We start from the raw sequence: 20,962 nt of genomic DNA on the forward strand, positions 1-20,962 counted from the left end.
GGAGCTTCTATGAATAAAAAAATTGGCTATGGCATTGCACTTGCCGTATTGCTGGCAGCACCGTTTTATGTCTATCCCGTGTTTCTGATGAAGTTGTTGTGCTTTGCTTTGTTTGCCTGCGCTTTTAATTTACTGATCGGTTTTACCGGCTTGCTGTCGTTTGGTCATGCGGCTTTCTTCGGCGGCGCCGGTTACATCGCTGGCTGGGCGATCCGTGATGCTGGCTTGCCGATGGAACTGGGTATTGTGCTTGGTGTACTTGCAGCAGCCCTGATAGGTTTGGTGATGGGCGCTCTGGCGATACGGCGGCAGGGGATTTACTTCACCATGATCACACTGGCGCTGGCGCAAATGTTGTACTTCGTGTTTCTGCAAGCGAAGTTCACTGGTGGCGAGGATGGCTTGCAAGGCGTTCCACGCGGGAAATTACTGGGGAGCCTGGATCTGACATCGGATCTGAGTTTGTATTACGTGGTGCTGGCAATTGCGATTGCCGGTTTCGCCGTGGTGGTGCGGGCGATTCATTCTCCTTTCGGTCATGTATTGAAAGCGGTGAAAGAAAACGAACCACGTGCCGTTTCGCTTGGTTACGATGTGGATAAGTACAAACTGGTGGCCTTCGTCTTGTCTGCAGCACTTGCCGGATTAGCCGGCGCGACTAAAACGCTGGTACTCGGTTTTGAGACGCTGACGGACGTGCACTGGACAATGTCAGGCCTCGTGGTGTTAATGACCCTGGTGGGCGGTTTAGGTACCTTGGTGGGCCCGATTGTCGGCGCCATCATTATCATCGCGCTGGAGAATAAACTCGGTGACCTCGGTAATCTGCTGGCGGACTGGACGACGCTTGACTGGTTCCGTAATCTTGGTGATTCCGTCACGATCGTGACAGGGCTGATTTTTATTGTCTGCGTACTGGCGTTCCGTAAAGGAATTGTCGGTGAGTTGAGTGACCGGCTACAGCGCGTACGTAAAGCGAAACTGAGTTGAGCTAGTTCAGATTTTGTCCTGCCGTAAAAAATACCCCGCAAAAGCGGGGTATTTCATTTATGATATCAATTTTAATATAATATAAAAATAGCAATTAATTTTCATCTTAAGACGAGCCTTCTCTTGCTTATTTCACGTGAAACACGGATGTTATCCACTGCCGGATAAACACAGCTCTTTGAAAAAAAACGGATGTCCAATATCCATCATCCCCGCAGCAGGATTATGTAGTGAAACCCACGCAGCTATTCAGTCTTGTCTTTGCTGGTTTTTCAAATAGCTGCAGTTCATAGTGCTGCAGCATAAATTGCCCTTGCGTCGGCGAGGCTGACTTCTCTAGGGTTATTTCCCAGCAAACGTGTTTGCAGCATTGCGTCCGCCGCCAGGCGGTCGAGATCACTCTCAGTAACGCCAACCTGAGTAAGACGGGTTTCGATACCGGTACGCTCAGCGAGGTCTTCCATCGCGGTAATAAGGGCATTGCTGCGCGCTTCCGCGCTACCCATGGCCTCGGGCGCGATAATTTCAGCGAGCTCGGCATACAGTTCTGCTGCCGCAGGCGCGTTGAAACGCAAGACGTGCGGTAAAACCAGTGAGTTTGATAAACCGTGTGGAACATGGAAGATGCCGCCTATCGGATAGGCGAGCGCATGCACAGCTGCACACGGCGCATTGGCGAATGACTGACCGGCCATCATCGCACCTACCAGCATGGCCTGGCGCGCCGCTAAATTACTGCCATTGCTGCAGGCCTGATCAATGTTATTCCACAATAATTTCAGTGCCTGACGCGCCAGCATGTCAGAAATCGGATTTTTTTTATGACGCGTTGTATAGGCTTCAATCGCATGCACCATGGCGTCAATTCCGGTTGCTGCGGTTACTTTTGCTGGCAATCCTGTCGTTAACGTTGCATCGAGGATGGCGATGTCGGCGTATAGCTGTGGTGCCACGACCCCCATTTTGGTAGTGGTGCCGGTGGTGACGATAGAGATCGGTGTCACTTCTGAACCCGTACCTGCCGTTGTCGGAATCTGTATTAAGGGTAATCGTTCACCTTTTACATTACCTATTCCATACATTGTCGATAATGGCTGCTCGCTTCCGGCGAGAACGGCGATCAGTTTGGCAACGTCCATAGAACTGCCGCCACCCAAGCCCACAACCAGATCGATGCCGAGTTCGCGCGCGTTTGTAACCGCTTGGATGACGACAGCTTCCGGTGGATCGGCAATCACATCAGAAAACACGCTGACCCGGATTTGCTGGTTTTTTATGTTATCGATAGCCGGTTGCACTAATCCCGTTTTTAGAAATCCGGCATCAGTGACGATCAATACATGGCGGGCTTCTGGATAGTATTTACGTATGATGTCGCCGCAACGACTGGCCGCACCGGATTCACTGATGAGGTGAGGGACGGTCTGGAATTCGAAATTATTCATGGCACATGCCTTTCTTGACGGGCAAAAGATAATTGTGTCGGTGTTACCTAAGACTACGAAGAATTGTTATTCTCCCTAGCTTGCCAGATGTTGTCTGTATTTTGATTAAGGTTAATAAATTTCATGATGGATATGCTTTTGTTGGGGCTAGCTGCATTTTTCGCAGGTTTTGTTGATTCTATTGTGGGCGGCGGTGGATTAGTGCAAGTGCCGGCATTGTTTTCTTTTTTCCCAGGTACGCCACCTGCGACCTTATTGGGCACGAACAAGTTTGCCGGAGTATGGGGAACGACAGTAGCTGCACGCAATTATTTACGTCAGGTGAAGGTGCGATGGGCGATGTTGGTACCCGCAGCTGCCATGGCTTTTCTTTTTTCTTTTTGTGGTGCGTATCTGGTCACACATATTCCGCCTACCCATTTGCGTAAAGCGTTGCCGTTTGTATTGGTTGCAGTTGCTATTTATACGTTTAAGAAAAAGGATTTTGGTTCGGCAGATAGGCCGCTATTTTCCGGAAATAAAGAAATCTGGCTGGCGATGCTGGTTGGTGCCGGCATAGGTTTTTATGATGGATTTTTTGGCCCGGGAACGGGTAGCTTTTTCATGTTTCTGTTTGTCAGATTTTTTGGTTACGATTTTTTAAGAGCGTCAGCGGTAGCGAAAGTGTTAAACGTTGCATGTAATGCCGCCGCTTTGTCGTGGTTTGGCTTCAGTGGTCATGTCCTTTGGATACTTGGTGGTTTAATGGCGGTTTGCGGTATAGGCGGGTCGTTGCTTGGAACGCATCTCGCTATTAAACATGGTACTGGGTTTGTCAGAAAAATGTTTTTGTTCGTTGTTATCTGCCTGATTTGCAAAACAAGTTACGATGGATTTTTGAGATGATTGTTTCACGTGAAACACAATCTTAGAGGTAAAACGGATGTTTAGTTATTTAGCCCGGTGTTTCACGTGAAACAATCGGGCTAATTTTTTGGCTGTTTTGCTTTGTTAAAAGTGAGTGGGGCGTAAAACAAACTATAATCGAGCCTCGTGCAATCCTTGTTTGTCAGAAGCTAGCTATGTTTTATCCTAAAGAATTCGATGTAATTGTTGTTGGCGGTGGTCACGCCGGCACTGAAGCTGCGCTTGCCGCGGCTCGTATGGGGCAGTCCACGCTATTATTAAGTCACAATATTGAGACACTTGGTCAGATGTCCTGCAATCCATCTATTGGTGGCATTGGTAAGGGGCATCTGGTTAAAGAGGTTGATGCAATGGGTGGCGCAATGGCGATTGCGACAGACGAGGCGGGCATACAGTTTCGTATATTGAATTCATCTAAGGGGCCGGCGGTACGTGCGACAAGGGCGCAAGCCGACAGAATTTTGTACAAGCAAGCGATACGCAGTCGGCTGGAAAATCAGCCTAATCTTTGGCTGTTTCAGCAGGCAGTAGATGATCTGCTGGTGGAAGGCAATCGGGTTGTCGGCGCTGTAACCCAAGTGGGTATTCAATTTCGTGCCCGTGCAGTGGTGTTGACCGCAGGTACTTTCTTAGACGGCAAAATTCACGTTGGCCTGAATAATTACTCCGCAGGCAGAGCGGGTGACCCGCCAGCGATTTCTTTGTCAGCGAGGTTGAAAGAGCTAGCCTTGCCGCAAGGTCGCCTGAAAACAGGAACGCCACCGCGCATCGATGGTCGTAGTATCGATTTTTCAGTGATGCAGGAGCAACCGGGCGATTTGGATCCGGTGCCGGTGTTTTCGTATATGGGTAATGCGAGCATGCATCCCAAGCAGATGCCTTGCTGGATTACACATACCAATGAAAAAACGCACGATATTATCCGCGCTGGCTTAGACCGTAGCCCGATGTACACAGGTGTTATTGAGGGTGTTGGTCCGCGTTATTGCCCGTCGATCGAAGATAAAATCCATCGCTTCGCCAGCAAAGAGTCACATCAAATTTTCCTTGAACCTGAGGGTTTGACAACGAACGAATTTTATCCAAATGGCATTTCTACCAGTTTACCGTTTGATGTGCAGCTTGATCTGGTGCGATCAATGCGCGGTATGGAAAATGCCTACATCCTGCGTCCAGGGTATGCAATTGAATATGATTATTTCGATCCGCGCGGATTGAAGTCTTCGCTGGAAACCCGGCAAATTCAGGGTCTGTTCTTTGCTGGCCAAATTAACGGTACAACAGGATACGAAGAGGCGGCTGCACAAGGAATGTTGGCGGGCTTGAATGCCGCATTGCAAACGCAGGGCAAGGAGGCGTGGGTGCCACGTCGTGATGAAGCCTACCTCGGTGTGTTGGTCGATGACCTGATTACCAAAGGTGTTCAGGAGCCGTACCGGATGTTCACCAGTCGGGCGGAATTCAGATTAAGTCTGCGTGAAGATAATGCCGATATGCGACTGACGGAAATAGGGCGCCAGCTTGGTTGCGTCAGTGATACGCAATGGCAGATGTTCGAGCAAAAACGTGAAAGTGTTTCACGTGAATTAGAACGCTTGCGTTCGACCTGGGTGAATCCACGCATTTTGGCTGATGTTGAAGCTGAACGTGTCGTCGGTAAGGCTTTAGAGCGCGAATATTCATTGGCAGATTTGCTGCGCCGTCCACAAGTGACGTATGAAAGTCTGATGAGTCTGCAAGGTGTGGAAGGGCAGGCACTAGCTGGGCCGGGCGTTGGTGATGAGACCGTGCGGGAGCAGGTTGAGATTCAGATTAAGTACGCAGGCTATATTGACCGGCAGGCAAAAGAAGTGGAGCGCCACGCCCATTTCGAAAATCTGAAAATGCCAGTCGGTTTTGATTACATGGAAGTGAATGGCTTATCGATCGAGGTTCGTCAGAAACTCAATAAGCATCAGCCGGAAACCTTGGGTCAATGCGGGCGTATATCTGGTGTGACCCCGGCAGCTATTTCGCTTTTACTCGTCCACTTAAAAAAGCGTGGCTTCAAAGAGTTCGCTGCAACGCCGGAAATTGTCGCTGAGATCGCAACAGGGGAAGATGCATAATGAGTGGAGATATTTCAGCATTACGGAATATGCTTGCAAATGGTATTCAGGAGTTAGGTCTCGACCTGAGTGATGAACAAATCGACAAAATGATTGCTTATTTAGCATTGTTGTCTAAATGGAATTCTGTTTATAATCTGACCGCCATCCGTGATCCTAAAGAAATGGTGAAACAGCATTTGTTGGACTCCCTGTCTGCGGCACCAGCATTTAAAGACGCAAAAAACATTTTGGATGTCGGCGCTGGCGGTGGCTTACCGGGAATGATGCTGGCGATTGCATACCCTGATACCCGCATTTCCATGATCGATACCGTCAGTAAAAAAACGGCTTTTCTGACGCAAGCGAAAACTGAGCTTGGCCTTAGTAATGTGACCGTCTACACGGGACGGGTCGAGTCTTTGCAAGTGAAGGAAAAGTTCGACGTCATTACTTCACGTGCATTTTCCGAGCTGTGTAACTTCATTAACTGGTCTTGGCATTTATTGGCCGATGGCGGCCAGTTTATTGCGATGAAAGGCATCGCTCCTGCACAGGAGATTGAGCGTCTGCCAGAGGGGTGGGTTGTGACGGGTGTGCAAGCGCTGGCAGTACCTGGTCTGCAGGCAGAGCGTCACCTGGTCTTTGTCAAGAAAATTGCAGTCTGAAATTTACGCGGAACCTCTATGGCAAAAATATTTTGTATCGCAAATCAAAAAGGTGGTGTCGGCAAAACGACGACCACCGTTAATCTTGCCGCCGGTCTGGCAAAGCTTGAGCAGCGTGTGTTGCTGGTCGATCTCGATCCGCAAGGCAATGCCACCATGGGTGCGGGGATCAATAAGGCAAAGCTGACAGCGTCTGTTTATGAAGTGTTACTTGGCATGTCCGATGTAGTGACGGCTCGCCAGCGTTCTGAATCGGGTAAGTTTGACGTGCTGCCAGCGAACCGTGAGCTGGCTGGTGCCGAAGTTGAGATGGTCGAGCTCGACAACCGTGATAAACGTCTGCGTGACGCGCTTTCAGCGGTTGCTGATGAGTACGATTTCATACTGATCGATTGCCCTCCGGCATTATCTATGCTGACGTTGAATGGCTTGTGTGCCGCACATGGCGTGATCATTCCTATGCAATGCGAATACTATGCGCTCGAAGGCTTATCCGATCTGGCAAATACCATTAAGAAGGTCTCCGCCAATCTGAATCCTGATCTGAAAATCGTTGGTTTACTGCGTGTCATGTTTGATCCACGCATGACCTTGTCGCAGCAGGTATCAGATCAATTGGAGCAACATTTTGGCGACAAGGTTTTCAAAACACTGATTCCGCGTAACGTGCGCCTGGCAGAAGCCCCTTCGTATGGCATTCCTGGTGTGGTATTTGACCCCTCGTCGAAAGGCGCACAGGCGTATATCGCGTTCGGTGCAGAAATGGTTGAAAGAATTAAACAATTGGACAAATAAGCATGGTCACAAAAAAACAAAAAGGCTTAGGCCGTGGCTTGGACGCATTATTAGGTGGTGCAGGGGATTTTGCAGAAGCAGTACCAACGGTCAGCGGTGCGCCGACGAGCTTGCCGGTAACGCAAATGCAAGCGGGTAAATATCAGCCTCGTACACGCATGGACGAAGGTGCACTCACAGAGCTGGCAGCCTCAATCAAGGCGCAAGGGCTGATGCAACCGATACTGGTGCGTCCGGTGGGGCAAAGCAATGGTGTGATTCGCTACGAAATTATTGCCGGTGAACGCCGTTTCCGCGCCTCACAAATGGCCGGGCTGGACGAAGTGCCGGTACTGGTCAAAGACGTCGACGATCAGGCCGCGGCTGCGATGGCATTGATTGAAAACATTCAACGTGAAGATCTGAATCCTCTCGAAGAAGCGCAAGGTATCCACCGTTTGATTACTGACTTTTCGTTTACGCATGAACAGGCGGCAACCGCAGTCGGTCGATCACGTAGTGCAGTATCGAATTTATTGCGCTTGTTGAACCTGGCAAAGCCGGTACAAACCATGTTGATGGCTGGTGATATCGATATGGGTCATGCACGTTCGCTGCTGGCGACTGACGCGGCGACTCAGATACAACTGGCGAATCAGATTGTCGCAAAGCGCATGTCTGTGCGGGAAGCAGAAAAATTAGTTGCAAAAACGACACTTGAAATGAGCTCTGGTGCAAAGCCTCGCGATAAAGCTGAAAAATCACGCGATATCACGCGCCTGGAGGAAGAGCTGTCGGATGCGTTAGCGACACAGGTAACTCTGAAGATGGGAAGCAAAGGACGTGGTCAGATGGTGATTGATTTCGCCGATCTGGATTCTCTGGACGGCATTATTTTGAAAATCCGAGGTCAATAAATTCAAAATGAAAATTTTTCTTCTGCCGGGCTTGTACAATTCTGGGCCCGGACATTGGCAAAGTTTATGGGAAACATCTTTGCCGGATGTCGAACGTGTTCAGCAAACGAATTGGGAGCAGCCGGACCGTGATTTATGGGTGCAGACTTTATCCGCAGCAATCAATGCCTGTGACGACGATATTGTTCTGGTAGCCCATAGCCTGGGTTGTGCATTGACTGCATGGTGGGTTGCGCAGGATTTCCCCGGTGTTCGGGACAAAAGTAAAGTCAAGGCTGCTTTATTGGTTGCTCCGCCAGGCGTGAACCGGGAAAACTTTCCTGCTCCAAGTTTCGCGCCGATGCCGACGACGAGCTTTCCATTTCCAGTCAAAGTTGTTGCTTCTGCAGATGATCCCTGGTGTGAAATAGAGGTTGCTGAGAACTGGGCTCGACTCTGGGGGGCAACATTTCACAATATTGGTGCTTACGGTCACATCAATGGCGACTCAGGGCTGGGAGTCTGGAAGCAAGGCCAGGACTATCTTTCCAGCACGTTGAGTGAAATAAGGGCAGAGCGGAAAAATTAAAAATGTCTCATTCTGATGCATTGCATCAAACGTTTGACGATGTTACGCACTACCACGTATAATTCCGTGGTTTTGATTGGCGAGGATTCGCGCTGCCTGATAATATTTTGTGGCAACTGCTTGAATATCAACAGTCATTTGTAAATAAGTGAGGAAAGCATGGCCCGTATCGTACTGTTGCAGATGGCAACAGCGTTGGTTGTGGCTCTGTTGGCCGGAATTTTTGGTAACACTTCCCTGGCTTTTTCTGCCTTTATTGGTGGGATGTGTTGCTCACTACCAAATGCGTTTTTTGCGTTACGCCTGTTCATGGGCACAAAAAAACCTGGTGGTGCGAACCCGATGACATTTTTCATCGGTGAATTTATCAAGATTGCACTGACAATTGCGCTGATGGCGACGGTTGTCTACTGGTACCGCGATGTAAATTGGCCGGCATTTTTGATCGCCTTCATCGTAGTACTGAAAAGTTATTTTATTTTACTATTTAGACAACGACCATGAGCGCAACTGAGCACGCACCAACAGCGTCAGAATATATTGTCCATCACTTAGGACATTTCTCGACCCATCATCAAGATAAAATCGTTGATTTTTCTATTTTCAATATGGACACCATTTTCTGGTCCATATTTTCCGGTATCGTTGGTAGCCTGATTTTGTGGCTTGCTGCGCGTAAGGCGACTTCCGGTGTGCCTGGCCGTTTTCAGGCTGCCGTCGAGATTCTGGTCGAGATGGTAGAAGAACAATCGAAAGGCATCGTCCACGGTGACCGTAGTTTCATCGCTCCTCTCGCGCTGACTGTGTTTGTCTGGGTTGCTCTGATGAACTCACTGGATTTCTTGCCTGTCGATTTGTTCTCTGGCTTGTTTTCCTTGCTGGGCGTAGAACACATTTTTACTCATCACCGTGTTGTTCCGACTGCTGACTTAAACGGCACTCTGGGTATTTCGCTCGGCGTGTTGGCTTTAATGCTGTATTACAGTGTCAAGATCAAAGGTCTTGGTGGTTTCCTGCATGAATTGGTGTCAGCTCCATTTGGTATCAAAATGGCACCATTTAATCTGATTTTGCAACTGATCGAATTTGCTGCTAAAACCGTTTCTCTGGGTATGCGACTGTTCGGTAACATGTTTGCTGGTGAATTGTTGTTCTTGTTGATCGCTTTGTTGGGTTCGATGGCAACAGTATTTGGTGTGTTTGGTCATCTGGTGGCAGGTTCTATCTGGGCGATCTTCCATATTCTGATTGTGTTCTTACAAGCGTTTATCTTCATGATGCTGACTCTGGTCTACATCGGTCAAGCGCATGAACATCATTAATTGATTTTTGCAGTAATTGTTTCGATTTGGTTTTGTTAGTTTTAGTCTTTTATTATTTTTAACTTTTAAGGAAATGTCATGACTGATTTATCTTTTGTTGCTTTGGCTTGCGGTTTGATCATCGGCTTGGGCGCGATCGGTGCTTGTATCGGTATCGCTATCATGGGTGGTAAGTACCTCGAAGCGTCTGCTCGTCAACCAGAATTGATGAACACATTGCAAACTAAGATGTTCCTGTTGGCTGGTCTGATCGATGCTGCGTTCCTGATCGGTGTTGGTATCGCAATGTTGTTCGCATTTGCTAACCCATTCAAATAATCAGTTTTTCCTTCTACTGCCGGAAGCACTGTGCTTTCGGCTTGATCCATTTAGATAAGGAATTACCGTGAACTTAAACGCAACATTGTTCGTTCAGTTTGGGGTTTTCTTCATCTTGGCAATGTTCACAATGAAGTTTGTGTGGCCGCCACTGATGAACGCGCTCGACGAGCGTGCGAAGAAAATCGCAGACGGACTGGCTGCAGCCGACAAAGCGCGTCAGACTTTGCAAGATGGCGCAAAAGAAGCGCAAGCTGCATTGAATAGCGCCCGTGAAGAAGGCCAGAAACAGATCATCAACGCTGAAAAACGCGCTGCCCTGATCGTGGATGAAGCCAAAAATACTGCCGCTGCTGAAGCTGCCCGCATTATTGCTGCTGCAAAAGCTGATGCTGAAAATCAGGTAACTAAAGCACGCGAAGAACTGCGTGATCAGGTTGCTACATTGGCAGTCAAAGGCGCAGAGCAAATTCTGAAACGTGAAGTCAATGCATCCGCTCACGCAGATCTGTTGAATCAACTGAAAACCGAGCTGTAATCATGGCCGAACTCGCAACGATCGCTCGTCCTTACGCAGAAGCGCTGTTTCGTGTTGCCCAATCCGGTAACCTGTCCGCCTGGTCGGATCTGGTTGCCGAAATGGCACAGGCTGGTGCGCATCCCGATGTACAAGCTCTTGCACATAACCCAAAAGTCTCGGCTTCGCAAAAAGCTGAGATTTTCCTGTCTGTGCTCAAATCTCCAGTGACTGCTGAAGCGAAAAACTTCATCAATACACTCGCTGACTATGATCGCCTGACTTTGCTGCCCGAAATCGCTTTCCAATTTCATGCATTGAAAAACGCCCACGAAGGTGCGGCAGATGCTGAAGTGACCAGCGCATTTGAATTGTCGGCAGCTCAGTTGAGCGACCTGGCGATTACATTGGAAAAGAAATTTGGCCGCAAATTGCATCCTACCGTCAAAGTAGATTCTGCTTTGATCGGTGGTGTACGCATCGTGGTTGGTGATCAGGTGCTTGACACGTCGGTTCGCGCTAAGCTGCAAAAAATGCACTCAGCCCTGACCGCGTAAGAACGTATAAATATTAGGAGTTAGTATGCAACTCAACCCATCTGAAATCAGCGAGCTGATCAAGAGCCGGATTCAAGGCCTTGGTGAAACTGCTGAGGTTCGTAATCAAGGTACGGTTATTTCCGTTACCGACGGTATCTGCCGCATTCACGGTCTGTCTGACGCGATGCAAGGTGAGATGCTGGAATTCCCAGGCAACACATTTGGTCTGGCATTGAATCTGGAACGTGATTCCGTTGGCGCCGTTATTCTTGGTGACTACGAACATATCTCCGAAGGCGACACAGTGAAATGTACTGGTCGTATTCTGGAAGTACCTATTGGTCCTGAACTGCGTGGTCGTGTTGTTAATGCGCTGGGTCAGCCTATCGATGGCAAAGGTCCGATCAATGCGAAATTGTCTGCGCCTATCGAAAAAATCGCACCTGGCGTTATCGCACGTCAATCCGTTTCTGAGCCAATGCAAACTGGTATCAAGTCAATTGATGCGATGGTTCCTGTTGGTCGTGGTCAGCGTGAATTGATCATTGGCGATCGTCAGACTGGTAAGACAGCTGTTGCGATTGATGCTGTGATCAACCAAAAAGGTCAGAACGTTACCTGTATCTATGTAGCGATCGGTCAAAAAGCGTCTTCCGTTAAAAACGTTGTGCGTGCTCTCGAAGCGCACGGCGCGATGGAATACACCATTGTTGTTGCAGCTACTGCGGCTGAATCTGCAGCGATGCAATACGTCTCCGCTTACTCCGGTTGCGCCATGGGCGAATACTTCCGTGACCGCGGTGAAGATGCATTGATCATCTATGATGACTTGTCTAAACAAGCGGTTGCTTACCGTCAGGTTTCCCTGTTGCTGCGCCGCCCACCAGGCCGTGAAGCTTACCCAGGTGACGTGTTCTACCTGCACTCCCGTTTGCTCGAACGTGCAGCCCGCGTGAATCCAGACTACGTTGAAAAATTCACTGAAGGCGCGGTTAAAGGAAAAACAGGTTCTCTGACAGCATTGCCTATCATTGAAACTCAGGCTGGTGACGTTTCTGCTTTCGTTCCTACCAACGTGATTTCGATTACTGACGGTCAGATCTTCTTGGAAACATCTTTGTTTAACGCCGGTATCCGTCCTGCGATTAACGCTGGTATTTCTGTATCACGCGTTGGTGGTGCTGCTCAGACTAAGGTTATCAAAAACCTGTCCGGTGGTATTCGTACTGACTTGGCGCAGTATCGTGAATTGGCAGCGTTTGCGCAGTTCGCATCTGACCTCGATGAATCCACACGTAAGCAGTTGGATCGTGGTGCCCGCGTGACAGAATTGCTCAAGCAAGCGCAGTACGCTCCATTGCCGATCTCTCTGATGGCCGCTTCCCTGTTCGCAGTGAACAAAGGCTTCCTGGATGATGTCGAAGTGAAGAAAGTATTGTCTTTCGAAGCTGGTCTGCATAATTACCTGAAGACTAGCCAGGCAGCATTGCTCGCTAAGATTGAAGAAACCAAGCAACTCGATAAAGACGGCGAAGCCACTTTGTCAGCAGCTGTTGCTGATTTCAAAAAATCTGGCGCGTACTGATCTTAACTGGAGCTAAACATGGCCTCAGGCAAAGAGATACGTGGCAAGATCAAAAGTGTAGAAAACACGAAAAAGATCACCAAGGCGATGGAAATGGTCGCTGCATCCAAAATGCGCAAAGCGCAGGATCGGATGCGCGCAGCACGCCCGTACAGTGAGAAAATTCGTAATATCACTGCGAACTTGTCACAAGCGAATCCTGAGTACACGCATCCTTTCATGGTTCAGCAAGATCAGTCCAAGAAGGTTGGACTGATCGTTGTGACGACAGATAAGGGTTTGTGCGGTGGCCTGAATACGAACGTATTGCGTTTGGTCACCAACAAACTGCGTGAACTAGAAGCTAAGGGTTCAAAGATAGAAGCGGTCGCAATTGGTAATAAAGGTCTTGGTTTCCTGAATCGTATTGGGGCACCAGTCGTATCGCATGCGGTACAACTGGGTGATACGCCTCATCTCGACAAACTGATCGGCCCGGTAAAAGTATTACTGGATGCTTATCAGGAAGGCAAACTGGACGCGGTTTATCTGAGTTATACCAAGTTCATCAACACCATGAAGCAAGAGCCGGTCATTGAGCAATTATTGCCGCTGACATCGGACAAACTGGCGACAGATAAAAATGCCCATTCCTGGGATTATCTGTACGAACCAGATGCGGCGACGGTCATTGATGAATTGCTGATACGTTATGTCGAAGCGCTGATTTTCCAGGCAGTCGCAGAAAACATGGCATCTGAACAGTCGGCCCGTATGGTGGCGATGAAATCAGCAAGTGATAATGCTGGTAACGTGATTGGTGAGTTGAAACTGGTTTACAACAAAACCCGTCAAGCTGCCATTACCAAAGAGCTCTCCGAGATCGTCGCCGGCGCGGCAGCGGTCTAAACTGAATACTAATTATTGAAGGAACGAACATGGCTAATGGCAAAATCGTTCAGTGTATCGGCGCTGTTGTGGACGTTGAGTTTCCACGCGACGCGATGCCTAAGATTTACGATGCCTTGAAAATGGAAGGCTCCGAACTGACTCTGGAAGTTCAGCAGCAATTGGGTGACGGCATAGTCCGTACGATTGCGCTGGGTACTTCCGATGGTCTGCGTCGTGGCATGATTATCTCCAACACTGGCAACCCTATCATGGTACCAACTGGCAAAGCAACGCTGGGTCGTATCATGGACGTATTGGGTAACCCAATTGATGAATGTGGTCCTGTCAGCCATGAGCAGACAGCTTCCATTCACCGTAAAGCACCTGCTTACGACGAACTGTCCCCATCGCAAGAATTGCTGGAAACCGGTATCAAAGTTATTGATCTGGTTTGCCCATTCGCTAAAGGTGGTAAGGTCGGTCTGTTCGGTGGTGCGGGTGTGGGTAAAACCGTGAACATGATGGAACTGATCAACAACATCGCTAAAGCACACAGCGGCTTGTCCGTGTTTGCCGGTGTTGGTGAACGTACTCGTGAAGGTAATGACTTCTATCACGAAATGGCTGACGCTAAAGTGGTTGATCTGGAAAATCCAGAAAATTCCAAAGTAGCGATGGTGTACGGTCAGATGAATGAACCACCAGGTAACCGTTTGCGCGTTGCTCTGACAGGTCTGACTATCGCTGAAGGTTTCCGTGACGAAGGCAAAGATGTTCTGTTCTTCGTGGATAACATCTACCGTTATACACTGGCCGGTACAGAAGTATCCGCGTTGCTGGGTCGTATGCCTTCTGCTGTGGGTTATCAACCTACACTGGCTGAAGAAATGGGCCGTCTGCAAGAGCGTATTACATCGACTAAAACTGGTTCGATCACATCGATCCAAGCTGTTTATGTTCCAGCCGATGACTTGACCGATCCATCCCCAGCGACAACGTTTGCTCACTTGGATTCCACCGTTGTTCTGTCCCGTGACATCGCTTCTCTGGGTATTTACCCAGCGGTTGATCCACTGGATTCAACATCCCGTCAGCTGGACCCACAAGTAGTTGGTGCAGAACACTACGAAACAGCGCGTGCTGTTCAGGGTACTTTGCAACGCTACAAAGAATTGCGCGACATTATCGCGATTCTGGGTATGGATGAATTGGCACCTGAAGACAAATTGATCGTTGCCCGTGCACGTAAAATGCAACGTTTCCTGTCTCAGCCTTTCCACGTTGCTGAAGTATTTACCGGTGCTCCAGGTAAATATGTTTCACTGAAAGATACGATCAAGGGCTTCAAAATGATCGCTTCCGGTGAACTCGATCACTTGCCAGAACAAGCGTTCTACATGGTAGGTACTATCGACGAAGCAATCGAAAAAGCGAAAAAACTGGCTGCTGCTTAATTGTCAGCATAGTGGTGCGGCAGAGTTGAATCAACTGAGTCGCACCCCAGCTTTTAGCGAATAAAAAGGGTCGAACATGGCACACACTATTCACGTTGACGTTGTTTCTGCGGAAGAGTTGATCTTTTCCGGTGAGGCTGAATTCGTCGCGTTGCCGGGTGAGGCTGGTGAATTGGGTATTTACCCAAAACATACGCCACTGATTACCCGTATCAAACCGGGCGCAGTGCGCATCAAGGTTCCGGGCAAGACCGAAGACGAATTTGTATTCGTTGCCGGCGGCCTGCTTGAAGTGCAACCAGATACAGTGACTGTTCTGGCAGATACTGCGATTCGCGGTCATGATCTGGACGAAGCCAAAGCCGTAGAAGCCAAAAAACTGGCAGAAGAAGCATTGGTTAATCGTGATTCCAAAATTGACTATGCGCAAGCACAGGCAGAGTTGGCATCAGCGATCGCTCAGTTGGCAGCGATACAGAAATTGCGTCAAAAGCGTTAATTCGTTTGCGTTATTAACTATCGCGACGAAGGCAATACAACAAAAAGGCAGCTCTGGCTGCCTTTTTGTTTTACAGAAACACGGATGAATTCAGTCATGATCAACGACCCCGACGCAATTTCGGCATTACTTAAATCAAGCAAAAATATTGCTGTTGTTGGTCTGTCTCCAAAACAACATCGTGCCAGCTATATGGTCGCTGCTTATATGCAAGCGCATGGCTACCGGATTATTCCGGTTAATCCTGGTTATGCGGGGGACTTGATCCTTGGTGAATGTTGCTATCCGGGTCTGATTGAGGCGAGTCGTGAACATGCTATCGATATCGTTGATTGTTTCAGGAATGCCGATGATATTCCGCCGATCGCCGAACAAGCGATTGCAATATCTGCACCATGCCTTTGGATGCAATCAGGTATAGTCAACGTCGCCGCAGCGGCAGCATTGCAATCGGCTGGCGTATTTGTGGTGATGGACCGGTGTTTGAAAATTGAACACCAAATTCGTCCCAACCTTTTCTCTGACACATCAAACAGGTAATTTATGGCGGTTGCAGATCAATTCCGGGTGAAATCAGATTTTGTTTTGAAAGAGACCGACGCTAATCGTAAGGTGCTGGGTGCGGCGGTGACCGCGCAACCTGATGCGAAATCTATCGATAAACTCCAGACCTTTAATCTTGCTGAAAAGATTGCAGACTTGCAAAATGTTTTTGTCGCTTCAAAAGCGCCGAAATTACTGATCATTTTGCAAGGAATGGATACCTCGGGCAAAGATGGCACAGTCAAAGGCGTATTCGGACAGATTAATCCGCTGGGTGCGAGAACGGTGGCATTTAAGGCACCGAGTCAGGCCGAAAAAGACCACGACTATTTGTGGCGCATTCACCAGGAGGTTCCGGCGAAAGGTGAAATTGTCATTTTTAACCGCAGTCATTACGAAGACGTGTTGATCAGCAAGGTGCACGACTGGATTGATGACGCAGAATGCGTCAGACGCTATGCGCATATCCGTGACTTTGAACGCATGCTTGCAGAGACGGGAACGATCATTCTGAAGTTTTTTTTGCACATATCCAAAGCGGAACAAAAGCGCAGATTGGAAGAGCGTTTAGCCGATCCTGACAAGCACTGGAAGTTTGATATGCAGGATCTGGCTGAACGCAAGTATTGGGATGGCTATCAACGCGCTTACGAGGCAGCAATCTGTGCCACCGATAGCGAAACTGCACCCTGGTATGTCATTCCTTCTGATTCCAAGACGCAGCGTAATCTGGCTATCGCCAGTATTGTTCTGGAAAAACTGGAAAGTATGAAACTCAAATTTCCACCGGCTAATCCGGATTACGCAAAAATTAAGGTCGAATAACCCAAGCCCAGGTAATAACTTGCGTTTGCTCTGAACGTAGAGAAAATCAGCGTACCGGCGAGGTGGAATGCATGCGGTGTCCGGGGAAGTAATTATTTTAAAATCTCATTGACAAGCGGACTTATGCACAAGCTATTACAAACATGTTTTCGAAGAAATTTTTCTTTATAGCAAGCGGTGAAAAATAAATTCAATGAAATCAATGAGTTGAAGGTATATTTTGTTAACTATATTTAACAATCAAAGCTAAATACCAAAATAGATAAAGCTATCCACAAAGTTATCCACAATTTATCTCACTGGTATTGCGTAACTATTGCGCCACTTGCGTAAGATCAGATGATGTTCGATGCAGCTTAGGCGATAATGTCAGCTATTCCGAGATTTGCAATGTTTTCCGCATCTTCACAAAATTAAAACAGTGTTCTGAAAGTCAACATGTCCCACAATTTTGCTCCACTCAAAAACGATACCTTCATCAAAGCTCTGTTGCGCGAAGAGACTGAATATACGCCATTGTGGCTGATGCGCCAGGCTGGCCGTTATTTACCGGAATACCGCGCTACGCGCAAAGGCGCAGGTTCGTTTATGAGTCTGGCAAAGAATCCACAGTTCGCGACAGAAGTCACTTTGCAGCCGATAGACCGCTTTGCGTTGGATGCGGCTATCCTTTTTTCCGATATTCTGACCGTACCGGACGCGATGGGGCTGGGTCTTTACTTTGAAGAGGGCGAGGGACCGAAATTTGAACGGCCGTTAAAAGAAGAAAAAGACGTTCTGGCATTAAAAGTCCCTGAAGAAGGTAGCCTGCAATACGTATTTGATGCCGTGACGCAGATCCGTACTGCGCTCGATGGCAGAGTACCGCTGATCGGCTTCTCGGGCAGCCCGTGGACACTGGCTTGCTACATGGTGGAAGGGCAGGGTTCACGTGAGTTCCACACAGTAAAAACCATGCTGTATAAGCGCCCAGACCTGATGCACCATATTTTGAGGGTCAACGCGGACGCTGTTGCCAGCTATTTAAATGCGCAAATCGATGCCGGGGCGCAGGCGGTGATGATTTTCGACAGCTGGGGTGGCGCGTTGGCGGATGCAGCTTATCAGGAGTTCTCACTGAGCTACATGCAGGACATCGTCAATAAATTACAAAAAGAAAAAGACGGAAAACGTATCCCGGCGATTGTCTTTACCAAGGGGGGTGGTTTGTGGCTGGAAAAAATTGCAGCGATCGGTGCCGATGCAGTGGGTCTGGATTGGACCGTCAATCTTGGACAAGCGCGTGCCCGGGTCGGTGATAAGGTAGCGCTGCAGGGCAATCTTGACCCCGCGATTTTATTTGCAGAACCAGAGCAAATTCGTCAGCAGGTTATACAAACACTGGATAGTTACGGCACTCCTGCAGCGGGTCATGGGCATGTATTCAATCTTGGCCATGGAATTTCACAATTTACCTCACCGGATTCCGTGAGCGTCCTGGTCGAGACTGTGCACGAATACAGTCGCAGCCAGCGCCAAAAAGTAGCATAAGTGCCGTATCTTGACGCTCAAATTTTGACTTTGCACTTTGAGTACGCATAACAAAATGAATAGAAAAGCAGGCATTTAAAACGTCAATCAATTGACGATGCCTGCTTTTGCTGATCAGCTCAGCATGTTGCTTTGCAAAACGTTGTATACACGCCCTTTTCAAGCCCAAAAACGATGGAAAACCAAGCTGTATAACGAGAGTTATTGTGTAAAAACAAGCTTGATTTATCTTACTTATGCACAAATTCAGGGCAATTGAAAAAAACTTTAAAAAATATTTTTAAGTAAGCAAATGATTTTCCTAACTCATTGATTTTAAATGATAAATTAATTTGCCTTCAGAATAAGCATTTTGTTGAAACCCGCGTAAACCTTAGCAAAAAGCGATGTCAATAGACCTTTACCCACAAAGTTATTCACAGAAATTGTGGATAACTGGCAAACTACTCATAAAATCAATGCTTAACGTTATTTTTTACGACAAAAACTAGACACGTGAACGCCATTTTCTTGCGTGTCGCGTTAGATACACCGCTTGACACTTTCTTTGATTACCGCTGGGTTTCCGCGACAGAAGAGGCGATTGCATCCAATCGGCCATGCATAGGGCAATTGGTGCTGGTACCGTTTGGTCGCCAGGAAATCACAGGCCTTATTGTTGATATAGTAGAAATAACAACGGTACCCACAGATAAGTTGCGCGATGTGATCGCTGTGCGCCATGTGCTTCCTGCTTTGAACGCTGAATGGCTGGCGTTAATCAAGTTTGCGGCTGACTATTATCAGCGCCCTCTGGGGGAAGTCGCATTACCCGCCTTGCCTAAAAATTTAAAAGTAGCCAAAACCGTTTCTCTGGACAGGGCGCTGAAGAAATTAGGCAAATTGTCTTTCCTGCACGACGCTACTCCGCAAGCCGAACCTGCGCTCAATGCTGAGCAGCAAGCGGCGGTCAACGCAATAACACATATCCGCGAATTCAGCCCTTATCTCTTGTTCGGCGTCACAGGGAGCGGAAAAACAGAAGTGTACTTGCAGTCTGCCGCCAGAATTCTCGCTGAGTCGGCAAGTGGGCAGATATTGATTCTGGTACCGGAAATTAATCTGACACCGCAATTTGAGGCGCGCATACGCGATCGTTTTCCCGGCTTACACTTGTCAACCTTACATAGTGGTATGGCCGAGGGCGAACGCTTGTTGCACTGGCTGGCTGCGCATCAGGGGCAGGCTCGCATTGTCCTGGGGACGCGTTTGGCGATGCTGGCGTCGATGCCGGACTTAAGGCTGATCATCGTTGATGAAGAGCACGATCCTTCATATAAGCAACAGGAAGGTTTGCGTTATTCCGCGCGCGATCTGGCGATCTGGCGCGCACATCAATTGCGGATTCCTGTTGTGCTGGGATCGGCGACACCATCCCTTGAAAGTTGGCATGGGGCGCAAAGCGGACGCTATCGCCTGCTTGAATTGCACGAACGCGCGGTCAAAGACGCCGTGTTGCCCGTTGTTAAAATCATCAATCTGGAGCGCGAAAAACCCAGTGAAGGTTTAACCCCGCGATTAATTTCCGCGATACGTCAGCGTTTAGAGAAAGGTGAGCAGTCACTACTGTTTCTGAATCGGCGTGGCTACGCACCTGTACTAGCCTGTGATGCCTGCGGCTGGATCAGCAATTGCACTCGTTGTACTGCCAATCTGGTGTTGCACAAAGGCGACCATCGTCTGCGTTGCCATCACTGCGGGCTGGAGCAACGTATCCCCCGTTCTTGCCCGACGTGCGGCAATATTGATTTACAACCGCTGGGTCGCGGCACGCAAAGGCTGGAAGAAACGCTGGCGAACATTTTCCCGGAGGCGAGGGTATTTCGCATCGATGCTGATTCAACTCGTCTGAAAGGTAGTGCAGCCGCCGCCTTTGAGCGCGTGCACGATGGCGAGGTCGATATTCTGATTGGCACGCAGATGGTTGCCAAGGGACACGACTTCAAGCGCCTGACTCTGGTTGCGGCTTTGAATCCGGATGCCGCTTTGTTTTCCCAGGATTATCGCGCCAGCGAGCGCTTGTTTGCACAACTGATGCAGGTATCGGGGCGTGCCGGCAGAACCGCGCAGAAAGAGGGTGGCAGCATCTCTGAAGTGCTGGTCCAGACGCGTTACCCTGATCATCCTTTGTATCACGCGTTGATGGCGCACAACTATCAGAGCTTCGCGACCGATTTATTGCAGGAACGCCAAGAGGCACAACTACCGCCATTTATGTATCAGGCTTTGTTGCGTGCCGAGGCGCGCGAGTTAGCGACGGCGATAGAATTTTTGCAGCAGGCAGCAAGCTGCACCTTACATACCGGTATCACGATCAACGATCCGATTCCCATGACCATGACCAGAGTTGCGAATGTCGACCGCGCCCAATTATTGGTCGAATCTGTTTCTCGTCCAGCATTACAGGCGTTCGTCAAAGAATGGATAGTGACTTTGCGGGCGATGAAAAGCCGTGTGAAGTGGTCGGTAGAAATTGATCCTGTGGATATCTGAGGCGCGCTTTCCACGATGATGATGCGTTGAAAATCTATCGCCAGTTTTTTATCAGATAGCTGCTGAGCAGGCG

The 20,962-nt window shown here is 48.7% G+C and carries 21 protein-coding genes; 20 read left to right on the forward strand and 1 reads right to left on the reverse strand.

Features of this window, described 5'->3' with window-relative positions; genetic code table 11:
• Positions 1–9 precede the first annotated feature (9 nt).
• Positions 10–990 carry a branched-chain amino acid ABC transporter permease gene (locus tag H8K29_RS00500; RefSeq protein ID WP_186895971.1) on the forward strand — a complete coding sequence of 327 codons (981 nt, stop codon included), beginning with the start codon at positions 10–12 and terminating at the stop codon, positions 988–990.
• Between the two features lie 287 nt (positions 991–1,277).
• Here the strand turns inward: H8K29_RS00500 and H8K29_RS00505 are convergent, their stop codons facing one another.
• Complete coding sequence (locus H8K29_RS00505; RefSeq protein WP_186895972.1) at positions 1,278–2,435, reverse strand: iron-containing alcohol dehydrogenase; 1,158 nt, start codon at positions 2,433–2,435, stop codon at positions 1,278–1,280.
• Positions 2,436–2,558: 123 nt separating this feature from the next.
• Between H8K29_RS00505 and H8K29_RS00510 the strand changes: the two genes are divergently transcribed.
• From H8K29_RS00510 to H8K29_RS00600, 19 genes are all read left to right on the forward strand, one after another.
• Positions 2,559–3,320, forward strand: coding sequence for a TSUP family transporter (locus H8K29_RS00510; RefSeq protein WP_186895973.1), 762 nt, complete (start codon positions 2,559–2,561; stop codon positions 3,318–3,320).
• 176 nt (positions 3,321–3,496) lie between these two features.
• Positions 3,497–5,449: a tRNA uridine-5-carboxymethylaminomethyl(34) synthesis enzyme MnmG gene (gene mnmG, locus H8K29_RS00515; RefSeq protein WP_186895974.1), complete on the forward strand. Its 1,953-nt coding sequence runs from the start codon at positions 3,497–3,499 to the stop codon at positions 5,447–5,449.
• Positions 5,449–6,096 (forward strand): 16S rRNA (guanine(527)-N(7))-methyltransferase RsmG, encoded by a 648-nt coding sequence (rsmG, locus tag H8K29_RS00520; protein WP_186895975.1) that lies wholly within the window; start codon positions 5,449–5,451, stop codon positions 6,094–6,096. Before mnmG ends, rsmG begins: the two co-directional genes overlap by 1 nt.
• Positions 6,097–6,114: 18 nt before the next feature.
• Positions 6,115–6,891 carry a ParA family protein gene (locus H8K29_RS00525; RefSeq protein WP_186895976.1) on the forward strand — a complete coding sequence of 259 codons (777 nt, stop codon included), beginning with the start codon at positions 6,115–6,117 and terminating at the stop codon, positions 6,889–6,891.
• Positions 6,892–6,893: 2 nt separating this feature from the next.
• The gene (locus H8K29_RS00530) at positions 6,894–7,787 is read left to right on the forward strand and encodes a ParB/RepB/Spo0J family partition protein (RefSeq protein ID WP_186895977.1); all 894 of its coding nucleotides are present in this window, start codon (positions 6,894–6,896) and stop codon (positions 7,785–7,787) included.
• Positions 7,788–7,794: 7 nt separating this feature from the next.
• Entirely contained in the window at positions 7,795–8,355 is a 561-nt protein-coding gene (locus tag H8K29_RS00535) for an alpha/beta hydrolase (protein ID WP_186895978.1), read from the forward strand.
• A gap of 159 nt (positions 8,356–8,514) precedes the next feature.
• Entirely contained in the window at positions 8,515–8,859 is a 345-nt protein-coding gene (locus H8K29_RS00540; RefSeq protein WP_186895979.1) for an ATP synthase subunit I, read from the forward strand.
• On the forward strand, positions 8,856–9,677 hold the full coding sequence (gene atpB / locus H8K29_RS00545; RefSeq protein ID WP_186884090.1) for a F0F1 ATP synthase subunit A: 822 nt from the start codon (positions 8,856–8,858) through the stop codon (positions 9,675–9,677). Before H8K29_RS00540 ends, atpB begins: the two co-directional genes overlap by 4 nt.
• Positions 9,678–9,755: 78 nt before the next feature.
• Entirely contained in the window at positions 9,756–9,995 is a 240-nt protein-coding gene (atpE, locus tag H8K29_RS00550; protein WP_162019491.1) for a F0F1 ATP synthase subunit C, read from the forward strand.
• 67 nt (positions 9,996–10,062) lie between these two features.
• Positions 10,063–10,533 (forward strand): F0F1 ATP synthase subunit B, encoded by a 471-nt coding sequence (locus tag H8K29_RS00555; protein WP_186884089.1) that lies wholly within the window; start codon positions 10,063–10,065, stop codon positions 10,531–10,533.
• 2 nt (positions 10,534–10,535) lie between these two features.
• The gene (locus tag H8K29_RS00560; protein ID WP_186895980.1) at positions 10,536–11,069 is read left to right on the forward strand and encodes a F0F1 ATP synthase subunit delta; all 534 of its coding nucleotides are present in this window, start codon (positions 10,536–10,538) and stop codon (positions 11,067–11,069) included.
• A gap of 25 nt (positions 11,070–11,094) precedes the next feature.
• The gene (atpA, locus tag H8K29_RS00565) at positions 11,095–12,636 is read left to right on the forward strand and encodes a F0F1 ATP synthase subunit alpha (protein ID WP_186895981.1); all 1,542 of its coding nucleotides are present in this window, start codon (positions 11,095–11,097) and stop codon (positions 12,634–12,636) included.
• An 18-nt stretch (positions 12,637–12,654) separates the two neighbouring features.
• Positions 12,655–13,524: a F0F1 ATP synthase subunit gamma gene (gene atpG, locus H8K29_RS00570; protein ID WP_186884086.1), complete on the forward strand. Its 870-nt coding sequence runs from the start codon at positions 12,655–12,657 to the stop codon at positions 13,522–13,524.
• 29 nt (positions 13,525–13,553) lie between these two features.
• Entirely contained in the window at positions 13,554–14,960 is a 1,407-nt protein-coding gene (atpD, locus tag H8K29_RS00575) for a F0F1 ATP synthase subunit beta (RefSeq protein WP_186884085.1), read from the forward strand.
• Between the two features lie 76 nt (positions 14,961–15,036).
• Positions 15,037–15,459 (forward strand): F0F1 ATP synthase subunit epsilon, encoded by a 423-nt coding sequence (locus H8K29_RS00580; protein ID WP_186884084.1) that lies wholly within the window; start codon positions 15,037–15,039, stop codon positions 15,457–15,459.
• Between the two features lie 96 nt (positions 15,460–15,555).
• Positions 15,556–15,999, forward strand: a complete 444-nt coding sequence (locus H8K29_RS00585) for a CoA-binding protein (protein ID WP_186895982.1) — start codon at positions 15,556–15,558, stop codon at positions 15,997–15,999.
• A 3-nt stretch (positions 16,000–16,002) separates the two neighbouring features.
• Positions 16,003–16,827: a PPK2 family polyphosphate kinase gene (locus H8K29_RS00590; RefSeq protein ID WP_186895983.1), complete on the forward strand. Its 825-nt coding sequence runs from the start codon at positions 16,003–16,005 to the stop codon at positions 16,825–16,827.
• A 438-nt stretch (positions 16,828–17,265) separates the two neighbouring features.
• Positions 17,266–18,357, forward strand: a complete 1,092-nt coding sequence (gene hemE / locus H8K29_RS00595; RefSeq protein WP_186884082.1) for a uroporphyrinogen decarboxylase — start codon at positions 17,266–17,268, stop codon at positions 18,355–18,357.
• A gap of 495 nt (positions 18,358–18,852) precedes the next feature.
• Positions 18,853–20,889: a primosomal protein N' gene (locus H8K29_RS00600; RefSeq protein ID WP_186895984.1), complete on the forward strand. Its 2,037-nt coding sequence runs from the start codon at positions 18,853–18,855 to the stop codon at positions 20,887–20,889.
• The last annotated feature ends 73 nt before the right edge of the window (positions 20,890–20,962 follow it).

Source organism: Undibacterium sp. CY21W (assembly GCF_014284265.1).
Lineage (GTDB): Bacteria > Pseudomonadota > Gammaproteobacteria > Burkholderiales > Burkholderiaceae_D > Undibacterium > Undibacterium aquatile.

What these genes read in the sequence shown, in the direction of transcription:
- H8K29_RS00500 (WP_186895971.1), top strand. Translation starts at nt 10, where the DNA reads ATGAATAAAAAAATTGGCTATGGCATTGCACTTGCCGTATTGCTGGCA.
- atpE (WP_162019491.1), top strand. Translation starts at nt 9,756, where the DNA reads ATGACTGATTTATCTTTTGTTGCTTTGGCTTGCGGTTTGATCATCGGC.
- H8K29_RS00530 (WP_186895977.1), top strand. Translation starts at nt 6,894, where the DNA reads ATGGTCACAAAAAAACAAAAAGGCTTAGGCCGTGGCTTGGACGCATTA.
- rsmG (WP_186895975.1), top strand. Translation starts at nt 5,449, where the DNA reads ATGAGTGGAGATATTTCAGCATTACGGAATATGCTTGCAAATGGTATT.
- H8K29_RS00525 (WP_186895976.1), top strand. Translation starts at nt 6,115, where the DNA reads ATGGCAAAAATATTTTGTATCGCAAATCAAAAAGGTGGTGTCGGCAAA.
- H8K29_RS00540 (WP_186895979.1), top strand. Translation starts at nt 8,515, where the DNA reads ATGGCCCGTATCGTACTGTTGCAGATGGCAACAGCGTTGGTTGTGGCT.
- hemE (WP_186884082.1), top strand. Translation starts at nt 17,266, where the DNA reads ATGTCCCACAATTTTGCTCCACTCAAAAACGATACCTTCATCAAAGCT.
- atpB (WP_186884090.1), top strand. Translation starts at nt 8,856, where the DNA reads ATGAGCGCAACTGAGCACGCACCAACAGCGTCAGAATATATTGTCCAT.
- mnmG (WP_186895974.1), top strand. Translation starts at nt 3,497, where the DNA reads ATGTTTTATCCTAAAGAATTCGATGTAATTGTTGTTGGCGGTGGTCAC.
- atpA (WP_186895981.1), top strand. Translation starts at nt 11,095, where the DNA reads ATGCAACTCAACCCATCTGAAATCAGCGAGCTGATCAAGAGCCGGATT.
- atpG (WP_186884086.1), top strand. Translation starts at nt 12,655, where the DNA reads ATGGCCTCAGGCAAAGAGATACGTGGCAAGATCAAAAGTGTAGAAAAC.
- H8K29_RS00560 (WP_186895980.1), top strand. Translation starts at nt 10,536, where the DNA reads ATGGCCGAACTCGCAACGATCGCTCGTCCTTACGCAGAAGCGCTGTTT.
- atpD (WP_186884085.1), top strand. Translation starts at nt 13,554, where the DNA reads ATGGCTAATGGCAAAATCGTTCAGTGTATCGGCGCTGTTGTGGACGTT.
- H8K29_RS00535 (WP_186895978.1), top strand. Translation starts at nt 7,795, where the DNA reads ATGAAAATTTTTCTTCTGCCGGGCTTGTACAATTCTGGGCCCGGACAT.
- H8K29_RS00580 (WP_186884084.1), top strand. Translation starts at nt 15,037, where the DNA reads ATGGCACACACTATTCACGTTGACGTTGTTTCTGCGGAAGAGTTGATC.
- H8K29_RS00590 (WP_186895983.1), top strand. Translation starts at nt 16,003, where the DNA reads ATGGCGGTTGCAGATCAATTCCGGGTGAAATCAGATTTTGTTTTGAAA.
- H8K29_RS00505 (WP_186895972.1), bottom strand. Translation starts at nt 2,435, where the DNA reads ATGAATAATTTCGAATTCCAGACCGTCCCTCACCTCATCAGTGAATCC.
- H8K29_RS00585 (WP_186895982.1), top strand. Translation starts at nt 15,556, where the DNA reads ATGATCAACGACCCCGACGCAATTTCGGCATTACTTAAATCAAGCAAA.
- H8K29_RS00510 (WP_186895973.1), top strand. Translation starts at nt 2,559, where the DNA reads ATGATGGATATGCTTTTGTTGGGGCTAGCTGCATTTTTCGCAGGTTTT.